16 protein-coding genes are annotated in these 18,180 nt (G+C 69.5%); 9 read left to right on the top strand and 7 right to left on the bottom strand.

What is annotated here, in order from left to right:
- The first annotated feature begins 3 nt into the window (after positions 1-3).
- From DEJ25_RS03040 to DEJ25_RS03025, 4 genes are all read left to right on the top strand, one after another.
- Complete coding sequence (locus DEJ25_RS03040) at positions 4-1,221, top strand: phosphoglycerate kinase (RefSeq protein WP_111043742.1); 1,218 nt, start codon at positions 4-6, stop codon at positions 1,219-1,221.
- A complete protein-coding gene (gene tpiA, locus DEJ25_RS03035) occupies positions 1,218-1,997 on the top strand; it encodes a triose-phosphate isomerase (RefSeq protein ID WP_111043889.1) in 780 nt (259 codons plus the stop codon). The genes DEJ25_RS03040 and tpiA overlap by 4 nt, the downstream gene beginning before the upstream one ends.
- Before the next feature lie 141 nt (positions 1,998-2,138).
- Positions 2,139-2,390, top strand: a complete 252-nt coding sequence (gene secG, locus DEJ25_RS03030; protein ID WP_110825023.1) for a preprotein translocase subunit SecG — start codon at positions 2,139-2,141, stop codon at positions 2,388-2,390.
- A gap of 1 nt (position 2,391) precedes the next feature.
- Complete coding sequence (locus tag DEJ25_RS03025) at positions 2,392-2,754, top strand: RNA polymerase-binding protein RbpA (RefSeq protein WP_110902226.1); 363 nt, start codon at positions 2,392-2,394, stop codon at positions 2,752-2,754.
- Between the two features lie 158 nt (positions 2,755-2,912).
- Here the strand turns inward: DEJ25_RS03025 and pgl are convergent, their stop codons facing one another.
- The 6 genes from pgl to tkt all read right to left on the bottom strand — a co-directional run bounded on the left by pgl (position 2,913) and on the right by tkt (position 11,255).
- Complete coding sequence (gene pgl, locus DEJ25_RS03020) at positions 2,913-3,683, bottom strand: 6-phosphogluconolactonase (RefSeq protein WP_111043741.1); 771 nt, start codon at positions 3,681-3,683, stop codon at positions 2,913-2,915.
- Between the two features lie 108 nt (positions 3,684-3,791).
- Positions 3,792-4,736, bottom strand: coding sequence for a glucose-6-phosphate dehydrogenase assembly protein OpcA (locus DEJ25_RS03015; protein ID WP_110902228.1), 945 nt, complete (start codon positions 4,734-4,736; stop codon positions 3,792-3,794).
- A complete protein-coding gene (zwf, locus tag DEJ25_RS03010; protein WP_110902229.1) occupies positions 4,733-6,271 on the bottom strand; it encodes a glucose-6-phosphate dehydrogenase in 1,539 nt (512 codons plus the stop codon). The genes DEJ25_RS03015 and zwf overlap by 4 nt, the downstream gene beginning before the upstream one ends.
- Before the next feature lie 19 nt (positions 6,272-6,290).
- On the bottom strand, positions 6,291-7,889 hold the full coding sequence (locus DEJ25_RS03005) for a glucose-6-phosphate isomerase (RefSeq protein ID WP_111043740.1): 1,599 nt from the start codon (positions 7,887-7,889) through the stop codon (positions 6,291-6,293).
- 2 nt (positions 7,890-7,891) lie between these two features.
- Entirely contained in the window at positions 7,892-9,004 is a 1,113-nt protein-coding gene (gene tal / locus DEJ25_RS03000) for a transaldolase (RefSeq protein ID WP_110902231.1), read from the bottom strand.
- A gap of 154 nt (positions 9,005-9,158) precedes the next feature.
- The gene (gene tkt / locus DEJ25_RS02995) at positions 9,159-11,255 is read right to left on the bottom strand and encodes a transketolase (RefSeq protein ID WP_111043739.1); all 2,097 of its coding nucleotides are present in this window, start codon (positions 11,253-11,255) and stop codon (positions 9,159-9,161) included.
- Positions 11,256-11,669: 414 nt separating this feature from the next.
- Here tkt and DEJ25_RS02990 point away from each other — a divergent pair, with 414 nt between their 5' ends.
- On the top strand, positions 11,670-12,599 hold the full coding sequence (locus tag DEJ25_RS02990; protein WP_181421450.1) for a heme o synthase: 930 nt from the start codon (positions 11,670-11,672) through the stop codon (positions 12,597-12,599).
- Between the two features lie 501 nt (positions 12,600-13,100).
- Here DEJ25_RS02990 and DEJ25_RS02985 read toward each other — a convergent pair.
- Entirely contained in the window at positions 13,101-14,066 is a 966-nt protein-coding gene (locus tag DEJ25_RS02985; RefSeq protein WP_111043738.1) for a heme A synthase, read from the bottom strand.
- A gap of 250 nt (positions 14,067-14,316) precedes the next feature.
- On the opposite strand from DEJ25_RS02985, the gene sufB reads away from it, so the two are divergent.
- From sufB to sufC, 4 genes are all read left to right on the top strand, one after another.
- Positions 14,317-15,735: a Fe-S cluster assembly protein SufB gene (gene sufB / locus DEJ25_RS02980; protein WP_110902235.1), complete on the top strand. Its 1,419-nt coding sequence runs from the start codon at positions 14,317-14,319 to the stop codon at positions 15,733-15,735.
- Positions 15,736-17,019, top strand: a complete 1,284-nt coding sequence (sufD, locus tag DEJ25_RS02975; RefSeq protein ID WP_111043737.1) for a Fe-S cluster assembly protein SufD — start codon at positions 15,736-15,738, stop codon at positions 17,017-17,019.
- Positions 17,019-17,345, top strand: coding sequence for a non-heme iron oxygenase ferredoxin subunit (locus tag DEJ25_RS02970; protein WP_375334532.1), 327 nt, complete (start codon positions 17,019-17,021; stop codon positions 17,343-17,345). The genes sufD and DEJ25_RS02970 overlap by 1 nt, the downstream gene beginning before the upstream one ends.
- Before the next feature lie 61 nt (positions 17,346-17,406).
- Positions 17,407-18,180: a Fe-S cluster assembly ATPase SufC gene (sufC, locus tag DEJ25_RS02965; protein WP_111043735.1), complete on the top strand. Its 774-nt coding sequence runs from the start codon at positions 17,407-17,409 to the stop codon at positions 18,178-18,180.

Below are 18,180 nucleotides of genomic sequence, written 5' to 3'. Positions count from 1 at the left end.
CTGATGGCTCTCCGCACCCTCGAGGACCTCGGCGACCTCGCCGGCAAGCGTGTCGTCGTCCGCTGTGACCTGAACGTCCCGCTCAAGGACGGCACGATCACGGACGACGGCCGCGTGCGGGCGTCGCTCACCACCCTGAACACCCTGATCACCGCCGGTGCGCGCGTGGTCGTGGTGTCCCACCTCGGCCGGCCCGACGGCGAACGGAAGCCCGAGTACTCACTCGCGCCCGTCGCCCAGCGCTTGTCCGAGCTGCTCGGCAAGCCGGTCGCCTTCGTCGACGAGACGGTCGGCGACGACGCGACCGCGGCTGCCGAGGCCCTCGAGGACGGTGACGTCCTGCTGCTCGAGAACCTCCGCTTCAACCCGGAGGAGACCTCGAAGGACGGCGCCGAGCGGACCGCCTTCGCGGAGCGCATCGCCGCACTCGGGGACGCCTTCGTCTCCGACGGCTTCGGTGTCGTGCACCGCAAGCAGGCCTCCGTCTACGAGCTGGCGTCGGCGCTCCCCAGCGCTGCCGGTCAGCTCATCGAGCAGGAACTGACCGTGCTCGAGCGGCTGACGAAGGACCCGGAGCGGCCGTACACCGTCGTACTCGGTGGTTCGAAGGTCAGCGACAAGCTCGGTGTCATCGACCACCTCCTGCCTCGGGTCGACACGATCTGCATCGGTGGCGGGATGCTCTTCACCTTCCTCGCGGCCCAGGGCCACGGCGTGGCGAAGTCGCTGCTCGAGCAGGACCAGCTCGACACGGTCCGCGAGTACCTCTCGCGGGCGACCGAGCTCGGCGTGACCATCGACCTGCCGACCGACGTCGTGGTGGCCTCCGGGTTCGCCGCGGACGCCCAGCACGTGACGGTCGCCGCGGACGCCATCGAGTCGTCGTCGTTCGGCACGGACGGCATCGGCCTGGACATCGGACCGGAGACGGCGGAGCGGTTCGCGGCAGCGGTCTCCGCGTCGAAGACGGTCTTCTGGAACGGCCCGATGGGCGTGTTCGAGTTCCCGGCCTTCGCCGCCGGCACGAAGACGGTCGCCCGGGCGCTGACCGAGGTCGACGGTCTCGGTGTGGTCGGCGGTGGCGACTCCGCCGCCGCGGTCCGGTCGCTCGGGTTCACGGACGACCAGTTCGGCCACATCTCCACCGGTGGTGGAGCGAGCCTCGAGTTCCTCGAGGGCAAGTCGCTGCCGGGTCTCGAAGCACTCGGGTGGTCCGCATGAGCCGCACGCCGCTCATCGCGGGGAACTGGAAGATGAACCTGGACCACCTCCAGGCCATCGCGACCGTCCAGAAGCTCGCGTGGACCCTCAAGGACGCCCGGCACGACCACGCGGACGTCGAGGTCGCGGTGTTCCCGCCGTTCACCGACCTGCGAAGCGTGCAGACCCTGATCTCGGCGGACAAGCTGCCGCTGGCGTTCGGTGCCCAGGACCTCTCGCAGTACGACTCGGGCGCCTACACCGGTGACGTCTCGGGCGCCTTCCTCGCGGCACTCGACGCGAAGTACGTCATCGTCGGTCACTCCGAACGTCGCACCATGCACGGAGAGACGGACGAGGTCGTCGCCGCCAAGACCGCCGCTGCCGTGAAGCACGGTCTCGTGCCGGTCGTCTGCGTCGGCGAGACCGGCGAGCAGCGGGAGCAGCGCGGGGCCGGCGTCGTGCCGGTCGAGCAGCTCCAGGTCGTGCTCGGCACCGTGCAGCCGTCCGAGATCGTCGTCGCGTACGAGCCGGTGTGGGCCATCGGCTCCGGCCAGGCAGCGACCGCAGAGCAGGCGCAGGACGAATGTGCTGCGCTGCGCCGCGGGATCGCCGCCGCCTGGGGTGACCAGGCCGCTGCCGACACGCGGGTGCTGTACGGCGGTTCGGTCAAGTCGGGCAACATCGCCGGCTTCCTCCGCGAGCCCGACGTCGACGGCGCCCTCGTCGGTGGCGCGTCCCTCGACGTGCAGGAGTTCGCCGCCATCGCGCGGTTCCAGCAGCACGTCGGTCTCTAGACCAGCACCGCCGAGGCGCGACGGGCACCGCCCGTCGCGCCTCGTGCTGTGCCCCTCCCGAACCGCCCAGCCCGTCCGGGTCCCGACCGCGCTCCGCGTGACCGGTATACTCGGATGGCTGACTGACACGAAAGGTACGTCGTGGCGATACTCTCCGTCGTGCTGCAGGTCCTGCTCGCGATCACGAGCCTCCTGCTCACGCTCCTCATCCTCCTGCACAAGGGCCGCGGTGGCGGCCTCTCGGACATGTTCGGCGGTGGTGTGACGAGCAACCTCGGGGCATCTGGCGTCGCCGAGCGCAACCTGAACCGCATCACGGTGATCCTCGGGCTCCTCTGGATCTCCAGCATCATCGTGCTCGGTCTCATCAACAAGTTCACGGCAGGGAGCTGACATGGCATCCGGAGGAAGCGCAATCCGCGGGTCGCGCGTCGGCGCGGGCCCGATGGGCGAACAGGACCGTGGGGTCCAGGCCGAGCGTGTGGCCATCTCCTACTGGGACGCGATGGGCAACGAGGTCGTCCGGTACTTCGCCGCGAACCTGCCCGACGACGAGATCCCGGAGACGGTCGACTCGCCGTCCACGGGTCTGCCGGCCGGTCGTGACAAGGAGAACCCGCCGCAGGTCGCCAAGACCGAGCCGTACAAGACGCACCTCGCGTACGTGAAGGAGCGTCGCACCGAGGAAGAGGCAGCGCAGCTCCTCGAGGACGCGCTCCAGCAGCTGCGCCAGCGCCGCGGGACCGCAGCCAAGTAGACCACCACCGGGTACAGAGAAGGCCCCCGCACCGATCGGCGCGGGGGCCTTCTCTGTCATCGCCGTGACGGTCCGGGAGCGGACGACGGACGGGAGGCCCGGTACCAGCTGGTACCGGGCCTCCCGTCCGTGTGCAGGCGCGTCACGCGCCGCGTGCGTCAGTACGTCGACGCGATGAGGTTCTCCGGGACGTCGCGTGCGGCGTCCTGGTCGACGAAGAAGACCGTGCGCTTCCGACCCTGCACGCCGCCGACGGGGACCTCGTCGACCGAAGCGCCCGCGAGTGCCAGCCCGAGGACCGATGCCTTCTCGGCTCCGGACAGGATGACCCAGACGCGCTGCGAGGCGTTGATCACCGGGTAGGTGAGCGTCAGGCGCTGTGCCGGCGGCTTGGGGGAGTCGTCGACCGGGACGACCTTGCGGTCGGTGATGCGCAGCTGCGGGAACTCCGGGAACAGCGATGCGGTGTGGCCGTCCGGTCCGACGCCGAGCAGCGTGATGTCGAACCGGGGCGTCTCGGCGGAGTCCGGGGCAGCGGCGAGGAGTTCGCGCTCGTACTGCTCGGCGGCTTCGTCGATGCTGATGCCGGCGTCCGACGGAGCCATCGGGTGGATGTTCTCCGCCGGGATGCTCACGTGGTCCAGGAAGTCGGTCTGCGTGCCGGTGATGTTGCGGTCCGCGTCCCCCTCCGGCACCCAGCGCTCGTCGACCCACCAGACGTGGACCTTCGACCAGTCGACGCTCTGCTTCGCCTGCGACTGACCGATCGCAGCCAGGACGAGGGTGGAGACGGAGCCCCCGCTGATCGCGATGTCGGCCCGCCCCTGCTCGTCGAGGACGTCGATGATCTTCGTGATGAAGCGTGCGGCGACGGAGGCGCCGAGGGCCTGCTTGTCGGGGTGCACGAGCACCCGCCGTTCGTTGGTCACGTGACTCCTGTGTTCGTGTGCGGTCGGTGTGCCCGCGGGCCGGTCCGGCCGGCCGTCCGACCGTCCACCGTGCGGGTGGGGGAGGACGGGCGGCCGGACCGTGGTGGTTCAGCCCGCGATGCGTTCGCGGAGCTTGGCCACCCCGTGCTTGACGACGTCTCCGAAGAGGACGTCCGGGTCGAGTCTACGGAGTTCCTCGGCCAGGCAGTCGCGGAGGTTCCGACGGGGCAGGGACAGGTCGTGCGTCGGCTGACCGGGCATCGACAGCGTCGCCACGTCGACCAGGGACCGCTCGAGTTCGATGGTCCCGGACTCGCGGATCAGCTTGACGCCGTGGATGCCGCTCGAACCGGTCGCCCGGGGCGAGGTGGTGACCTCCACCGGGACCTTGAGCTGCAGTCCGAGCCAGGCCGCGAGCAGGACGGTCGACGGGCTGTCGAACGCGCCCGAGACCTCCACCGCGGTGATCGGCTCGAACGGCGGCTGGTCGAGCGCGGCGGCGAGCTGGTTCCGCCAGAGGGTCAGGCGGGTCCACGCGAAGTCGGTGTCACCCGGTGCGTAGGAGTCGGCCAGCGCCATGATCGCCGCGTTCGGGTCCTTCTGAGCGGCTGCGTCCGTGATGCGACGCTGGGCGATCCGGCCGAGCGGGGACGCCGAGGGCTTCTCCGGCGCGGCTTCCGGCCACCAGGCCACGACGGGCGCGTCGGGCAGCAGCAGCCCGGTGACCAGGCTCTCCTCGTCCGCCGCGGTCTCGCCGTAGGCACGGAGGACGATGACCTCGCTGGCTCCGGCGTCGCTACCCACGCGGATCTGCGCGTCGAGCCGGCCGGGGGACGCGACGTCCCCCTCGTTCTTCGACACGATGACGACGCGCATCGGGTGCTCGCGGGACGCCTGGTTCGCGGCCTCGATCGCCTCTTCCTCGCGACCGAGGGCGGTCGAGACGATGAGGGTGAGGACGCGGCCCAGGGCGACGGCGCCGCCCTCTTCGCGGATGTGCACCAGGGTCTTCTGGATCTTCGAGACCGTGGTGTTCGGCAGGTCGATCTTCATGGACGCCTCCAGGTCCGACCGTCGCGGGCCAGGAGCTCGTCGGCCGAAGCCGGGCCCCAGGTGCCGGGACGGTACTGTTCGGGCTGGCCCTGAGTCCGCCAGAACTCCTCGATCGGGTCGAGGATCTTCCAGGACAACTCGACCTCCTGGTGCCGCGGGAACAGCGGCGGGTCACCGAGGAGCACGTCGAGGATGAGCCGTTCGTAGGCCTCGGGAGAGGCCTCGGTGAACGCGTGGCCGTAGCCGAAGTCCATCGTCACGTCGCGGACCTGCGTCCCGACGCCCGGGACCTTCGAACCGAAGCGGAGCGTGACGCCCTCGTCCGGCTGCACGCGGATCACGAGGGCGTTCTGGCCGAGCGGGGACTGCTCGATGCCGAAGACGTCCTCGGGCACGCGCTTGAACACGATCGCGATCTCGGTCACCCGACGACCGAGTCGCTTGCCGGCACGCAGGTAGAACGGGACGCCCTGCCAGCGGCGGGTCGCAATGTCGAGACGGATGGCCGCGAAGGTCTCGGTCGTGGACTCGGGGTTCATGCCCGCTTCCTCGAGGAACCCGAGCACCTTCTCGCCGCCCTGCCACCCACCGGCGTACTGCCCGCGGCTGGTCGCCGTGGACAGGTCCTCGGGCAGGCGGACCGCGGAGAGCACCTTCTCCTTCTCGGCACGGAGGTGTCCGGCCTTGAACGAGACGGGCTCCTCCATCGCCGTGAGGGCGAGGAGCTGCAGGAGGTGGTTCTGGATGACGTCGCGCGCCGCGCCGATCCCGTCGTAGTACGCGGCTCGTCCGGCGACGCCGATGTCCTCGGCCATCGTGATCTGCACGTGGTCGACGTAGTTCGAGTTCCAGATGGGTTCGTACATCTGGTTCGCGAACCGCAGCGTCAGGAGGTTCTGGACGGTCTCCTTGCCGAGGTAGTGGTCGATGCGGAACACGTCGTCGGGAGCGAAGACGCTCTCGACGATGGCGTTCAGCTCACGTGCGGTGCGGAGGTCGGAGCCGAACGGCTTCTCGACCACGACGCGGCTCCAGGAGCCGTCGCGCTTCTCGGTGAGGCCCGAGACCTTGAGCTGCTCCGTGACCACGGGGAACATCTTCGGCGGGATGGAGAGGTAGAAGGCGTGGTTGCCGAGCGTCCCACGTTCGGCGTCGAGCGTGTCGACGGTCTCCTTGAGCAGCCGGAACGCCTCCGGGTCGTCGAACGATCCCTGGACGAAGCGGATGCCCTGTTCGAGCTGACGCCAGACGTCCTCGTCGAAGGGGGTCCGCGAGTGCTCCTTGACGGCATCGTGGACGAGTTGGGAGAAGTCCTGGTCCTCCCAGTCGCGCCGAGCGAACCCGACCAGCGCGAATCCCGGGGGCAGGAGCCCCCGGTTCGCGAGGTCGTAGACCGCGGGCATCAGCTTCTTCCGGGAGAGGTCTCCCGTCACCCCGAAGATGATGAGGGTGCTGGGACCCGCGATCCGGTTCAGTCGACGGTCCGCGGGCAACCGGAGCGGATTGTGCTCCGGGGTGATCGCCACCGGTGACATGTCGGTGAACTCCTTTGAATCAGGTTGTGAGTGCAGCCGCGATGACCGCCACCGCCGCGGGGACGTCCCGCGTCGACAGGGTCAGCACCGGGCGGCCGTGCTCCGCGAGGACACTCGCGTCGCCGGCTGCCTGGGCTCGGATGAGCCGGCCGAACGTGAACGGGCGGCCGGGGACGGCGAGGTCGTCCTGCTCGTCGGAGACGATCTGCAGGAACACGCCGTTCGCGGGGCCGCCCTTGTGGTACTGGCCCGTGGAGTGCAGGAACCGGGGCCCGAAGCCGAAGGTGACGGGCCGCCCGGTACGAGCGGCCAGCTGGTCGCGGAGCGAAACGAGGCCGGCACCGGCGGCGCGGTCCACGTAAGCGTGGACGGCCACGTAGCCCTCGGCACCGAGACCGGCCAGGAGGCCCGACACGGCCTGGGCGAGCGTCGTCCCGACGTCGACTCCACCCGTCGCGGACACGGCGATGCCATGCTCCTCGAAGGCCGGCGTGACGTCCGGTGTCGCTGGGCCGTCGAGCAGCCTGCGGGCGGCGACCTTGGCGGCCTCCACGTCGGGCTGGTCGAAGGGGTTGATGCCGAGCAGGCGCCCGGCGACCGCGACGGCGTACTCCCACACCAGGAACTGACCACCGAGCGTGCCGGTGATCTCCAGCTCGCCGTCGGCGACGTGGCGCTCGTCGTCGCGGGACCCGACGAGCCGCACGACCTGGAGGTCGGGCAGACCCGCGCCGAGCTCGGGGGCGTCGACGTCGAGGACGACGGGGAGCAGCCCCGTGCCGTCCTTGCCGGTCGACTCGGCGATGAGCTGTTCGACCCAGTCACCGAAGCCGAGGATGTGGGTGCCGTCCGCGACGATGGCGATCTTGTCGCGCAGCGGAGCGGTCCCGCCGAGGACCGCGCCCAGCACGAGGCCGGGGTTCTCGTCGGTGTCGACGGCGAGCAGCACACTGATGGCGTCGGCTTCGTCGAGGAGCTCCGCGATGTCGGCGCCGGCCAGCCCGGCCGGGACCAGCCCGAAGGCGGTCAGTGCGGAGTAGCGGCCGCCGACGGTCGGATCGGCGGTGAAGACGCGGTACCCGGCCTGCTGCGCCGCGGACTCGAGCGTGGAGCCCGGGTCCGTCACGACGACGATCCGCCCGGCGGGGTCGATGCCGGCGTCCTGGAACGCCTGCTCGAACACCCGGCGCTGCGAGTCGGTCTCGAGCGTGGAGCCCGACTTCGACGACACGACGAGCACGGTGCGCTCGAGGTCGGTGAGCGCGGCCCGGACCTGCGCGGGATCGGTGGAGTCGAGCACCACCAGTGGCACGCCGGCGGTCCGGGCGATGACCTCCGGCGCGAGCGACGATCCGCCCATGCCCGCGAGGACCACCCGGTCGACGCCCTGCTCGTGCAGCTGGTCGCGGAGTGCCACGACCTCGGCGACGAGCGGGCGCGAGACCGAGACGGCCTCGACCCAGCCGAGGCGGTTCGACGCCTCGGCTTCGGCTGCAGGACCCCACAGCGCGGCGTCCTGGGCCGTGATCCCGGACGCCACCAGGTCGGTGACGAGGCGCGGGACCACCGTGTCGATGGCCCGCGCCGCGTCACCGCTGGCGGCGATGGAGACGGTCACTCTTACTTGGCGTTCTCGAGGGCCGTCTTGACGGTGTCGACGAGCTCGCCCCACGAGACGTTGAACTTCTCGACGGCCTCCTTCTCGAGGAGGTCGACGACGTCGTCGTAGTCGATGCCGACGGCGGCGAGCTGGTCCATGACCTGGTTCGCGTCGTCGAAGGTCCCGGCGATGGCATCGCCGTGGATCTGACCGTGGTCGAACGTGGCCTCGAGGGTCTTGCCCGGCATCGTGTTGACGGTGTTCGGGGCCGCGAGCTCGGTCACGTAGAGGGTGTCGGGCAGCGACGGGTCCTTGACACCGGTCGAGGCCCAGAGCGGGCGCTGCGTGTTCGCGCCGGACTCGAGGAGGCCGAGGGCACGCTCGGTCGCGAACGCCTGGGTCCACACCTGGTAGGCGAGCTGCGCGTTGGCGATGCCGGCCTTCGACTTGAGCGCGGTCGCCTCGTCCGAGCCGACGGCGTCGAGACGCTTGTCGATCTCGGAGTCGACGCGCGAGACGAAGAACGACGCGACCGAGTGGATCTTCGAGAGGTCGTGGCCGGCGGCCTTGGCCTTCTCGAGGCCACCGAGGTAGGCGTCGATGACGGCGCGGTAGCGCTCGAGCGAGAAGATCAGGGTGACGTTGACCGAGATGCCGGCGCCGATGACCTCGGTGATGGCCTCGAGCCCGTCGACGGTCGCCGGGATCTTGATGAGGACGTTCTCCTTGCCGACCTTGTCGAACAGGAACTTCGCCTGCTCGATGGTCTTCGCGGTGTCGTGCGCGAGACCCGGCTCGACCTCGATGGAGACGCGGCCGTCGAAGCCGTTGGACGAGGCGTAGATCGGGGCGAAGATGTCGGACGCGTCGGCGACGTCGCGCGTGGTGATCTCGAAGATCGCGTTCGTGACGTCGGTGCCCGCAGCGGCGAGCTCCTTGACCTGCGCGTCGTAGCGCTCGCCCTTGGCGAGGGCCGAGGCGAAGATCGTCGGGTTCGTGGTCACGCCGACGACGTTGCGGTCCGCGATGAGGTTCTCGAGACGGCCGGTCTCCAGCAGCTCACGGGACAGGTCGTCGAGCCAGATGCTCACGCCGACGGCGGAGAGGGCTTCGGTGGGGGTGGTGTCAGTCATTCGCTTCTTCTCTGCTTCGTTTTCGTTCGTCGGCTCCGGGGAGCCGTGGTCTGTGCGGGGGTCGAGCCCCCGGCACGGGAGGGACGTGGCGGGACCGCCACGGGCCTCCCGTGCGGAAGGGCCGGGCCCGGATGTCCGGACCCGGCCCGGTGGGTCAGGACGCTGCTGCGATCGATTCCTTGGCAGCCGAGATGACGTGCTCGGTGGTGAAGCCGAACTCCTCGAACAGCTTCTGGTAGTCGGCCGAGGCACCGAAGTGCTCGATCGACACGCTGCGGCCGGCGTCGCCGACGATGTCGCGCCAGCTCATCGCGATCCCGGCCTCGACCGAGACACGGGCCTTGACGGCCTTCGGCAGGACCGACTCGCGGTACGCCTCGTCCTGCTCGAAGAACCACTCGAGCGACGGGGCGGACACGACGCGGGCGTTGATGCCCTCGCTCTTCAGCTGCTCACGGGCGTCGACCGCGATCTGGACCTCGGAGCCGGTGCCGATGAGGATGACGTCCGGAGTGCCGTTCGGCGCTTCGGCGAGGATGTACGCACCCTTGGCGACGTTCTTCGCCGAGGCGAAGACCTCGCCCGAGGCGTCACCGTCGCCACGCTCGAAGACGGGCAGGTTCTGGCGGCTGAGCGCGATGCCGGCCGGGCGGTCCTGGTGCTTGAGCATCTCGAGCCAGGCGTACGCGACCTCGTTGGCGTCCGCGGGGCGGACGACGTCGAGACCCGGGATCGCACGGAGGGCGGTGATCTGCTCGATCGGCTGGTGCGTGGGGCCGTCCTCGCCGAGGGCGATGGAGTCGTGCGTCCAGACGTAGATCGCGGGCGCCTTCATGAGGGCGGCGAGACGGACTGCCGGACGCATGTAGTCGCTGAAGATCAGGAAGGTGCCGCCGAAGGGGCGGGTGTTGCCGTGCAGGACGATGCCGTTCAGGATCGAGCCCATGGCGTGCTCACGGATGCCGAAGTGCAGCACGCGGCCGAACGGGTCCGTCGTCCAGGTCTTCGTCGAGGCGTCGGCCGGACCGAAGGACTTGCCGTCCTCGATCGTGGTGAGGTTCGACTCGGCGAGGTCGGCGGAGCCACCCCAGAACTCGGGCATCAGCGGCGCGATGGCGTTGATGACCTTGCCGGAGGCGGCGCGGGTCGAGACGGCCTTCTCGGTGCTGAACACCGGGAGGGCGGCTTCGAGGCCCTCGGGCAGCTGCTTCGCCTGCACCCGGTCGAACAGTGCCTTCTTGTCGGCGTTGGCCGCGGCCCACGCGTCGAAGGTCTTCTGCCACTCGGCGTGCTCGGCCTGGCCCTTGGCGATCGCGCCACGGGTGTAGTCGAGGACCTCGGGGTCGACGTCGAAGGTCTTCTCGGTGTCGAAGCCGAGGACCTCCTTCAGGCCCTTGAGCTCGTCGGCACCGAGGGCCGAGCCGTGGATCTTGCCGGAGTTCTGCTTGGTGGGCGACGGCCAGCCGATGATCGTCTTGATGACGATCAGCGACGGCTTGTCGTGGACCTGCTTGGCGGCCTCGACGGCGGCGAAGAGTGCTTCGGCGTCCTCGTGGTACTCGCCGGTCTTCTTCCAGTCGACGACCTGGACATGCCAGCCGAGCGCCTCGTAGCGGGCGTGGACGTCCTCGGAGAACGCGATGTCGGTGTCGTCCTCGATCGAGATCTGGTTCGAGTCGTAGAAGGCGATGAGGTTGCCGAGCTGCTGGCGACCTGCGAGCGAACCGGCCTCGTTCGTGACGCCTTCCTGCATGTCACCGTCACCGGCGATCACGTAGGTGTAGTGGTCGAACGGCGACTGACCGGCCGGGGTCTCCGGGTCGAACAGGCCGCGCTCGAAGCGCTGCGCGTAGGCGAAGCCGACCGCGGACGCGAGGCCCTGGCCGAGCGGTCCGGTGGTGATCTCGACACCGTCAGTGTGGCCGTACTCCGGGTGACCCGGCGTCTTGGAGCCCCACTTGCGGAGGTGCTGGAGGTCGTCGAGCTCGAGGCCGTACCCGTGCAGGTAGAACTGCACGTACTGCAGGATCGATGCGTGACCCGCCGACAGGATGAAGCGGTCGCGGCCGATCCACGTGGAGTCGCTCGGGTCGCGACGCATCACCTTCTGGAAGAGGAGGTGAGCCAGCGGCGCGAGGCTCATCGCGGTGCCGGGGTGACCGTTGCCGGCCGCCTCGACAGAGTCGGCGGCGAGGACGCGGGCCGTGTCGACGGCCTTCCGGTCGATGGCGTCCCAGGTGAATTCAGCCACTTGGATGTTGACCCTTCATTGATGCGACATGTGCGAGGGCTCGTGCCATCGCACGGACATGGTGCCCACCCGGGGCTCCGTCGCGGCGCCGTTGCCGGCGGCCGACCGGCTCGATCGCGGCCGACGTCTTCGGGGCACGCTGCGGGAGGGCCTCTCCAGCATAGTGAACCGGCACTCAGAAGGTGCCCAGGTGACCGGCGGGCCTCGGTGGCCGTTCGGTGGCCGGTCACCGTCCGGGCGTGTCCCGGACCCGCTGCGATGCTGCCGGACATCGTCGTGGCGCCCTCGATCGCGTAAACTGATCGTGATCCGCGACCATTCCGCGGACACGCGCGCCCGGACGCCGACGGTGACGTCCTCCCGAGCGTGCGAGCTGCAGCGAAACAGACTGAGGTTCCCTTGCCGACTGCCACCGTGACCAGGCCAGACACCGTTCGTCGGTCGATGCTGTCCCGCAAGGTCCGGGCGTACGTCTCGCTCACCAAGCCGCGCGTGATGGAGCTCCTGCTCGTCACCACCGCGCCCACGATGTTCCTCGCCGAGCGCGGCGTGCCCGACCTGTGGCTCGTGTTCTGGACGATGCTCGGTGGCGCGATGTCGGCCGGCTCGGCGTCCGCGTTCAACTGCTACATCGACCGCGACATCGACCGCCTGATGAAGCGCACGAGCACACGTCCGCTGGTGACCGGTGAGCTCTCGGACCGCGAAGCGCTGGTGTTCTCGTGGATCCTCGGCATCGTGTCGACCGCGGTCCTCGTCGTCTTCGTGAACTGGCTGGCGGCTGCGTTGAGCGTCGCCGCGATCCTCATCTACGTGTTCGTCTACACGCTCTGGCTCAAGCGCCGGACCCCGCAGAACATCGTCTGGGGCGGCTCTGCGGGGTGCATGCCGGTCCTCATCGGGTGGGCGGCCGTCACCGGCTCGCTGACCTGGGCGCCGGTCGTCCTCTTCATGGTGATCTTCCTCTGGACGCCGCCGCACTACTGGCCGCTGTCGATGAAGTACCGCGACGACTACGACGCCGCCGACGTGCCGATGCTGGCCGTCGTGCGCGGGCGGACCGTCGTCGGGCTGCAGGTCGTGCTCTACGCCTGGGCGACCCTGGTCTGCTCGCTGCTGCTCGTCCCGGTCGCGAACATGGGCCCGCTGTACACGGTGGTCGCACTCGCCGGCGGCATCTGGTTCGTCGTCGAGTCGCACCTGCTCTACAACCGGGCGATCCAGCACATGGAGCAGGTCCACCCGATGCGCGTGTTCCGCAGCTCGATCACGTACCTGACGCTGCTGTTCATCGCGGTCGGCATCGATCCGCTGCTCCCGCAAGTGTTCACGTTCACGATCTGATCCACCCGGTGTGACGGCGGGCCCGGCCTCCTCGGAGGTCGGGCCCGCCGTCGCTTCGTGGGGCGGGCGCGTCGGGCGCCTCGGGCGGCAGGCTGGCGGCACGGCTGCCGACCCCGACGCGAGAGCGACAGTTCGCGGCGGAAGGTCCGCGCAAGTCTGTCGCTTTCGCGTCCGCGTCCGCGCCCGGGACGGGGACCGGGTGCGGCGGTGACGCGGTCCGGCTCCCGACTCCGACTCGTGCTCGGAAGCGACAGTTCACCGCAACGTGGCCGCACTCATCTTTCGCTTTCGCGCCCGGGGTCAGGCGGCAGCGGCGCAGCGGCGTGCGGTGCCGGCGGACTCCTGCGCGGAAGCGACGGTTCGCGGCCGAAGGTGCGCGCAGACCTGTCGCCTTCGGCGACCGGACCGGGTCCGCGGCCGACCGGGAGGTGCGGATCACCGCTCGCGGACGGCTGCCGTGACGAAGTGGCCGGCCCACAGCCGCGGCGGGGCCGAGCCGGGTCAGGCCCGGACGGCGTCCCGACCGGCACTCGAGCGGGTGGAGAGCACCACCGCCGTCATCGCGGCGACGAGCAGGCCGGCGAGCACCATGTGGGTGCCCACCAGGCCGACGGGGAGGCCGGTGCGGGCCTGGGTGAGCCCGACCGCGATCTGGACGAACTCGACGACGAGCAACAGCAGCGCGCTCCTGCTGGAGACACCGAGGCGGACCGCTCCGATGACGAGCACGAGCGTCAGGGCGAAGGTCGCGTAGGCGGGGATCGCGTGCAGGTGCTCCATGAGTTGCGTGTCGAAGCCGGTCCGGTGCACGGCGCCGCCGTCCACCCGTTCGCTCGCCCCGGCATGCGGACCGCTGCCCGTGGTGAGGATGCCGACCAGGACGGTGACGGCGACGGCGACCACGGTGCCGCGGACGACGGCGAAGTACCAGCGGGGCACGATGCGGTCGCGGACACGCGGGCCGGTCACCGAGCGGTAGACGAGCGCGGCGGTGATGCTCGTCAGGACGGCGGAGACGACGAAGTGCAGTCCGACGACGAACGGGTTGAGGCCGGATATGACCGACACGCCGCCGATGACGGCCTGGACGGGGATCGCCGCGCCCTGGGCGAACGCCAGCCAGAACAGCTCCGGCCGGGTCTTCCGCATCCGGACGACCGCCAGGAACATCGCGATCGCGACGACGACCAGCACGAAGGTGAGGAGGCGGTTGCCGAACTCGATGACGCCGTGGATGCCCATCTCGGGCGTCGACACGAGCGAGTCGGTGGTGCACTTCGGCCAGGTGGGGCAGCCGAGGCCGGAGGCGGTCAGGCGGACCAGCCCACCGGTGCCGATGAGCACGACCTCGACCGCGAAGGACGCCCAGGCGAGGACCACGACGCGCGGGTCGACGGTGCGGGGGAGTGACCACCAGGTGGTCGGAGTCCGGACGTCCTGCTCGACAGTGGGGCCGACGCGAGTCACGAGGGTGGTGCCTTCCTGTTGTTCCGGGCCCTGGACCTGTAGGATTCGAGGGTTCAGCAGCAGTCAAGTCTAGGCAGGCGCCGGCTCCGAATGAGCCGTGATCGCCGATCGGTCCCGCGACTGCGTGGAAGCATCGACGTTGCGAGGCAGCAACACCATGGACCGCCGTGTCGGCGGCCTGCGGTGGAATGGTGTCCGACACCACCGGGTTGTACCGGAGACGCTGTTGCGAGAAGGAAACGAGGAGACCATGTCCGACGTGCTCATCGACCGTCCAGAACTCGAAGGGCTCGGCCAGTACGAATTCGGCTGGGCCGACTCCGACGCTGCCGGCGCCTCTGCGCGCCGTGGCCTGTCGGAAGAGGTCGTCACCGACATCTCCGGCCGCAAGGGTGAACCCGAGTGGATGCGTGCGAACCGGCTGAAGGCGCTGAAGCTCTTCGACCGCAAGCCGATGCCCTCGTGGGGCGCCGACCTGTCGGACATCGACTTCGACAACATCAAGTACTTCGTGAAGTCGACGGAGAAGCAGGCCGAGTCGTGGGAGGACCTCCCCGAGGACATCCGCACCACGTACGAGCGCCTGGGCATCCCGGAGGCCGAGCGTCAGCGCCTCGTCGCCGGCGTCGCCGCGCAGTACGAGTCCGAGGTCGTCTACCACCAGATCCGCGAGGACCTGGAGCAGCAGGGCGTCATCTTCATGGACACCGACACGGCGCTGCGCGAGCACCCGGAGCTGTTCGAGGAGTACTTCGGCACCGTGATCCCGGCCGGCGACAACAAGTTCGCTGCGCTGAACACGGCCGTGTGGTCCGGCGGCTCGTTCGTCTACGTCCCGAAGGGGGTCCACGTCGAGATCCCGCTGCAGGCCTACTTCCGCATCAACACGGAGAACATGGGCCAGTTCGAGCGGACGCTGATCATCGCGGACGAGGACTCGTACATCCACTACATCGAGGGCTGCACCGCTCCGATCTACAAGTCGGACTCCCTGCACTCGGCCGTCGTCGAGATCATCGTGAAGAAGAACGCCCGCGTCCGCTACACGACGATCCAGAACTGGTCGAACAACGTCTACAACCTCGTCACGAAGCGTGCGATCGCCCACGAGGGCGCGACCATGGAGTGGATCGACGGCAACATCGGGTCCAAGGTCACGATGAAGTACCCGTCCATCTACCTCGCCGGTGAGCACGCCAAGGGCGAGACCCTGTCCGTCGCCTTCGCCGGCCCCGGCCAGCACCAGGACGCCGGCGCGAAGATGATCCACATGGCGCCGTACACGACGTCGTCGATCGTCTCGAAGTCGATCGCCCGTGGTGGCGGTCGTGCCGGGTACCGCGGTGAGGTCCGGGTCGACCCGGGCGCACACCACTCGGCCAACACGGTCCGCTGTGACGCGCTGCTCGTCGACACCGTCTCGCGGAGCGACACCTACCCGGCGATCGACATCCGTGTCGACGACGTGCAGCTCGGCCACGAGGCCACCGTCTCCCGCGTCAGCGAGGAGCAGCTGTTCTACCTCATGTCCCGCGGCATGGCCGAGGACGAGGCCATGGCGATGATCGTGCGCGGTTTCATCGAACCCATCGCCCGCGAGCTCCCGATGGAGTACGCACTCGAACTCAACAAGCTCATCGAGATGAGCATGGAAGGATCCGTCGGCTAGATGTCCAGCACCACCCCTCCTCCCCACATCGACCAGCCGACGGAGCCCGCGAGCACGCTCTCGTCGGGCGGTACGGACCAGCACGGCGCCCGGGCGCACTCCGACGGCGGCTGGGACACCAAGGTGCCGGTGCAGACGCGTTCCGAGCGGTTCCGCTCGGGCGACGTCGACGCCTTCCCCGTCGTCACCGGCCGAGAGGTCAACTGGAAGTTCGCCCCGCTCGCCAAGATCCAGCCGCTGCTCGACGGCCCGCTGGACGGCTCGGCGTACCCCTTCCTCGCGACCCAGTCCGCGGGCGCCGACGTCGAGTGGGGTCGTAGCGACGACCCCCGCGTCGGCGGCGCCGGACTGCCGGAGGACCGGGCGGCCGCGGCCGCCTGGAGCGCGCGTGACGCCGTCCTGGCGATCACCGTGAAGGGCACCGACGAGCACGAGTTCATCACGGTGACCCGCTCCGACTTCGGCTCGCAGCCGCGGGCGGCGCACACGGTCATCACGGCCGAGCCGCACGCGCAGGGCATCGTCGTCATCGACAACCGCGGCACGGCGCTCCTCAGCGAGAACGTCGAGGTCGTCGTCCGCGACGGCGCGCGACTCACCGTCGTCACGGTCCAGGACTGGGACGACGACGCGGTGCACGTCTCGACGCACTTCGCCGAGGTCGGCCGCGACGCCTTCCTCAAGCACGTCGTGGTCTCGCTCGGCGGTGACGTCATCCGCGTCAACCCGTCCACGCACCTCGGTGCGCAGGGCGGCGACGTCGAGATGTACGGCGTCTACTTCGCCGACGCCGGCCAGTACATCGAGCAGCAGGTCTACGTCGACCACGACGCGCCGAACACCCGCAGCCGGGTCAACTACAAGGGCGCGCTGCAGGGCCAGGGCGCACACACGGTGTGGATCGGCGACGTCCTCATCGGACGGTCGGCCCCCGGCACGGACTCGTACGAGCAGAACCGCAACCTGGTCCTGACCGACGGCACGCGCGCCGACAGCATCCCGAACCTCGAGATCGAGACGGGCGACATCACCGGTGCCGGCCACGCCAGCGCCACCGGTCGTTTCGACGACGAGCAGCTCTTCTACCTGCAGGCCCGCGGCATCCCGGAGGAAGAGGCCCGCCGTCTCGTCGTCCTGGGCTTCCTGGTCGAGGTGATCCAGAAGATCGGTGCGCCCGAGCTCGAGGAGCGTCTCATCGCCGCCGTCGAGCAGGAGCTGATGGAGGGCCGGACGGTCCTCGCCGCGCCCGCCGCTGAGGCCGCTGCCGCCGGGGTCGACGCCTGATGGCCGAGAAGGTCTGTGCCGAGAGCGACATCGCGGTGGACAGCCCGATGCGCGCGGTCGTCGACGGCACCGCGATCGCGATCGTGAAGGACTCGGCCGGCACGGTGCACGCCATCGGTGACACCTGCACGCACGGCGACATCTCGCTGTCCGAGGGCTTCGTCGAGGGCGACTCGCTGGAGTGCTGGGCGCACGGGTCGCAGTTCTCGCTGGCGACCGGCAAGCCGAAGAACTTCCCGGCGTACGAGCCGGTGCCGGTCTTCCGGGTCGAGGTCCGTGACGGCGACGTCTACGTCGACGTGCACGAGCCGGTCCCGGTCGACTGACCGTCATCCCACACTCTTCCCGCGGCTGACGCCGCACCACAGCTGCAACCGAAGGAACGCAATGTCCACTCTCGAAATCCGTGACCTGCAGGTCGCCATCGACACCGACCAGGGCGTCAAGGAGATCCTCAAGGGCGTCGACCTGACGATCAACGAGGGCGAGATCCACGCGATCATGGGGCCGAACGGCTCCGGCAAGTCGACCCTGGCGTACACGATCGCCGGTCACCCGCGCTACCACGTCACGGGCGGCTCGATCACCCTCGACGGCCAGGACGTCCTGGCGATGAGCGTCGACGAGCGTGCCCGCGCGGGCATGTTCCTCGCCATGCAGTACCCGGTCGAGATCCCCGGCGTCACGGTGTCCAACTTCCTCCGCACCGCGAAGACCGCGATCGACGGCGAGGCGCCGGCCCTCCGTGGCTGGATCAAGGACCTTCGCACCTCGATGGCCGACCTCAAGATGGACCCGGCCTTCGCCGAGCGCAACGTCAACGAGGGCTTCTCCGGTGGCGAGAAGAAGCGCCATGAGATCATGCAGCTCGAGTTGCTCAAGCCGAAGTTCGCCGTCCTGGACGAGACCGACTCCGGCCTGGACGTCGACGCGCTGAAGATCGTGTCCGAGGGCGTCAACCGTGCCAAGGGCGCGACCGGCCTCGGGGTGCTGCTCATCACGCACTACACGCGCATCCTCCGCTACATCCGCCCGGACTTCGTCCACGTGTTCGTCGCGGGCAAGATCGCCGAGCAGGGTGGCCCCGAGCTGGCGGAGCGCCTCGAGAACGAGGGCTACGACCGCTACGTGCAGGCCGCCGCTGCCGCACCGGCGGAGTGA

The sequence above is a fragment of the Curtobacterium sp. MCPF17_011 genome (assembly GCF_003234145.1).
In the GTDB taxonomy this organism is placed as follows: Bacteria; Actinomycetota; Actinomycetes; order Actinomycetales; family Microbacteriaceae; genus Curtobacterium.
Note: the sequence above shows the minus strand (reverse complement) of the source record. Positions and strands in the feature narration are given on the sequence as shown.

Bases quoted from the DNA above. Each gene is read 5' to 3' on its own strand.
- DEJ25_RS02970 (WP_375334532.1), top strand. From the start codon at position 17,019: ATGGCCGAGAAGGTCTGTGCCGAGAGCGACATCGCGGTGGACAGCCCG.
- tal (WP_110902231.1), bottom strand. From the start codon at position 9,004: ATGACTGACACCACCCCCACCGAAGCCCTCTCCGCCGTCGGCGTGAGC.
- DEJ25_RS03015 (WP_110902228.1), bottom strand. From the start codon at position 4,736: ATGAAGATCGACCTGCCGAACACCACGGTCTCGAAGATCCAGAAGACC.
- sufC (WP_111043735.1), top strand. From the start codon at position 17,407: ATGTCCACTCTCGAAATCCGTGACCTGCAGGTCGCCATCGACACCGAC.
- sufB (WP_110902235.1), top strand. From the start codon at position 14,317: ATGTCCGACGTGCTCATCGACCGTCCAGAACTCGAAGGGCTCGGCCAG.
- DEJ25_RS03025 (WP_110902226.1), top strand. From the start codon at position 2,392: ATGGCATCCGGAGGAAGCGCAATCCGCGGGTCGCGCGTCGGCGCGGGC.
- DEJ25_RS03040 (WP_111043742.1), top strand. From the start codon at position 4: ATGGCTCTCCGCACCCTCGAGGACCTCGGCGACCTCGCCGGCAAGCGT.
- zwf (WP_110902229.1), bottom strand. From the start codon at position 6,271: ATGTCACCGGTGGCGATCACCCCGGAGCACAATCCGCTCCGGTTGCCC.
- sufD (WP_111043737.1), top strand. From the start codon at position 15,736: ATGTCCAGCACCACCCCTCCTCCCCACATCGACCAGCCGACGGAGCCC.
- tpiA (WP_111043889.1), top strand. From the start codon at position 1,218: ATGAGCCGCACGCCGCTCATCGCGGGGAACTGGAAGATGAACCTGGAC.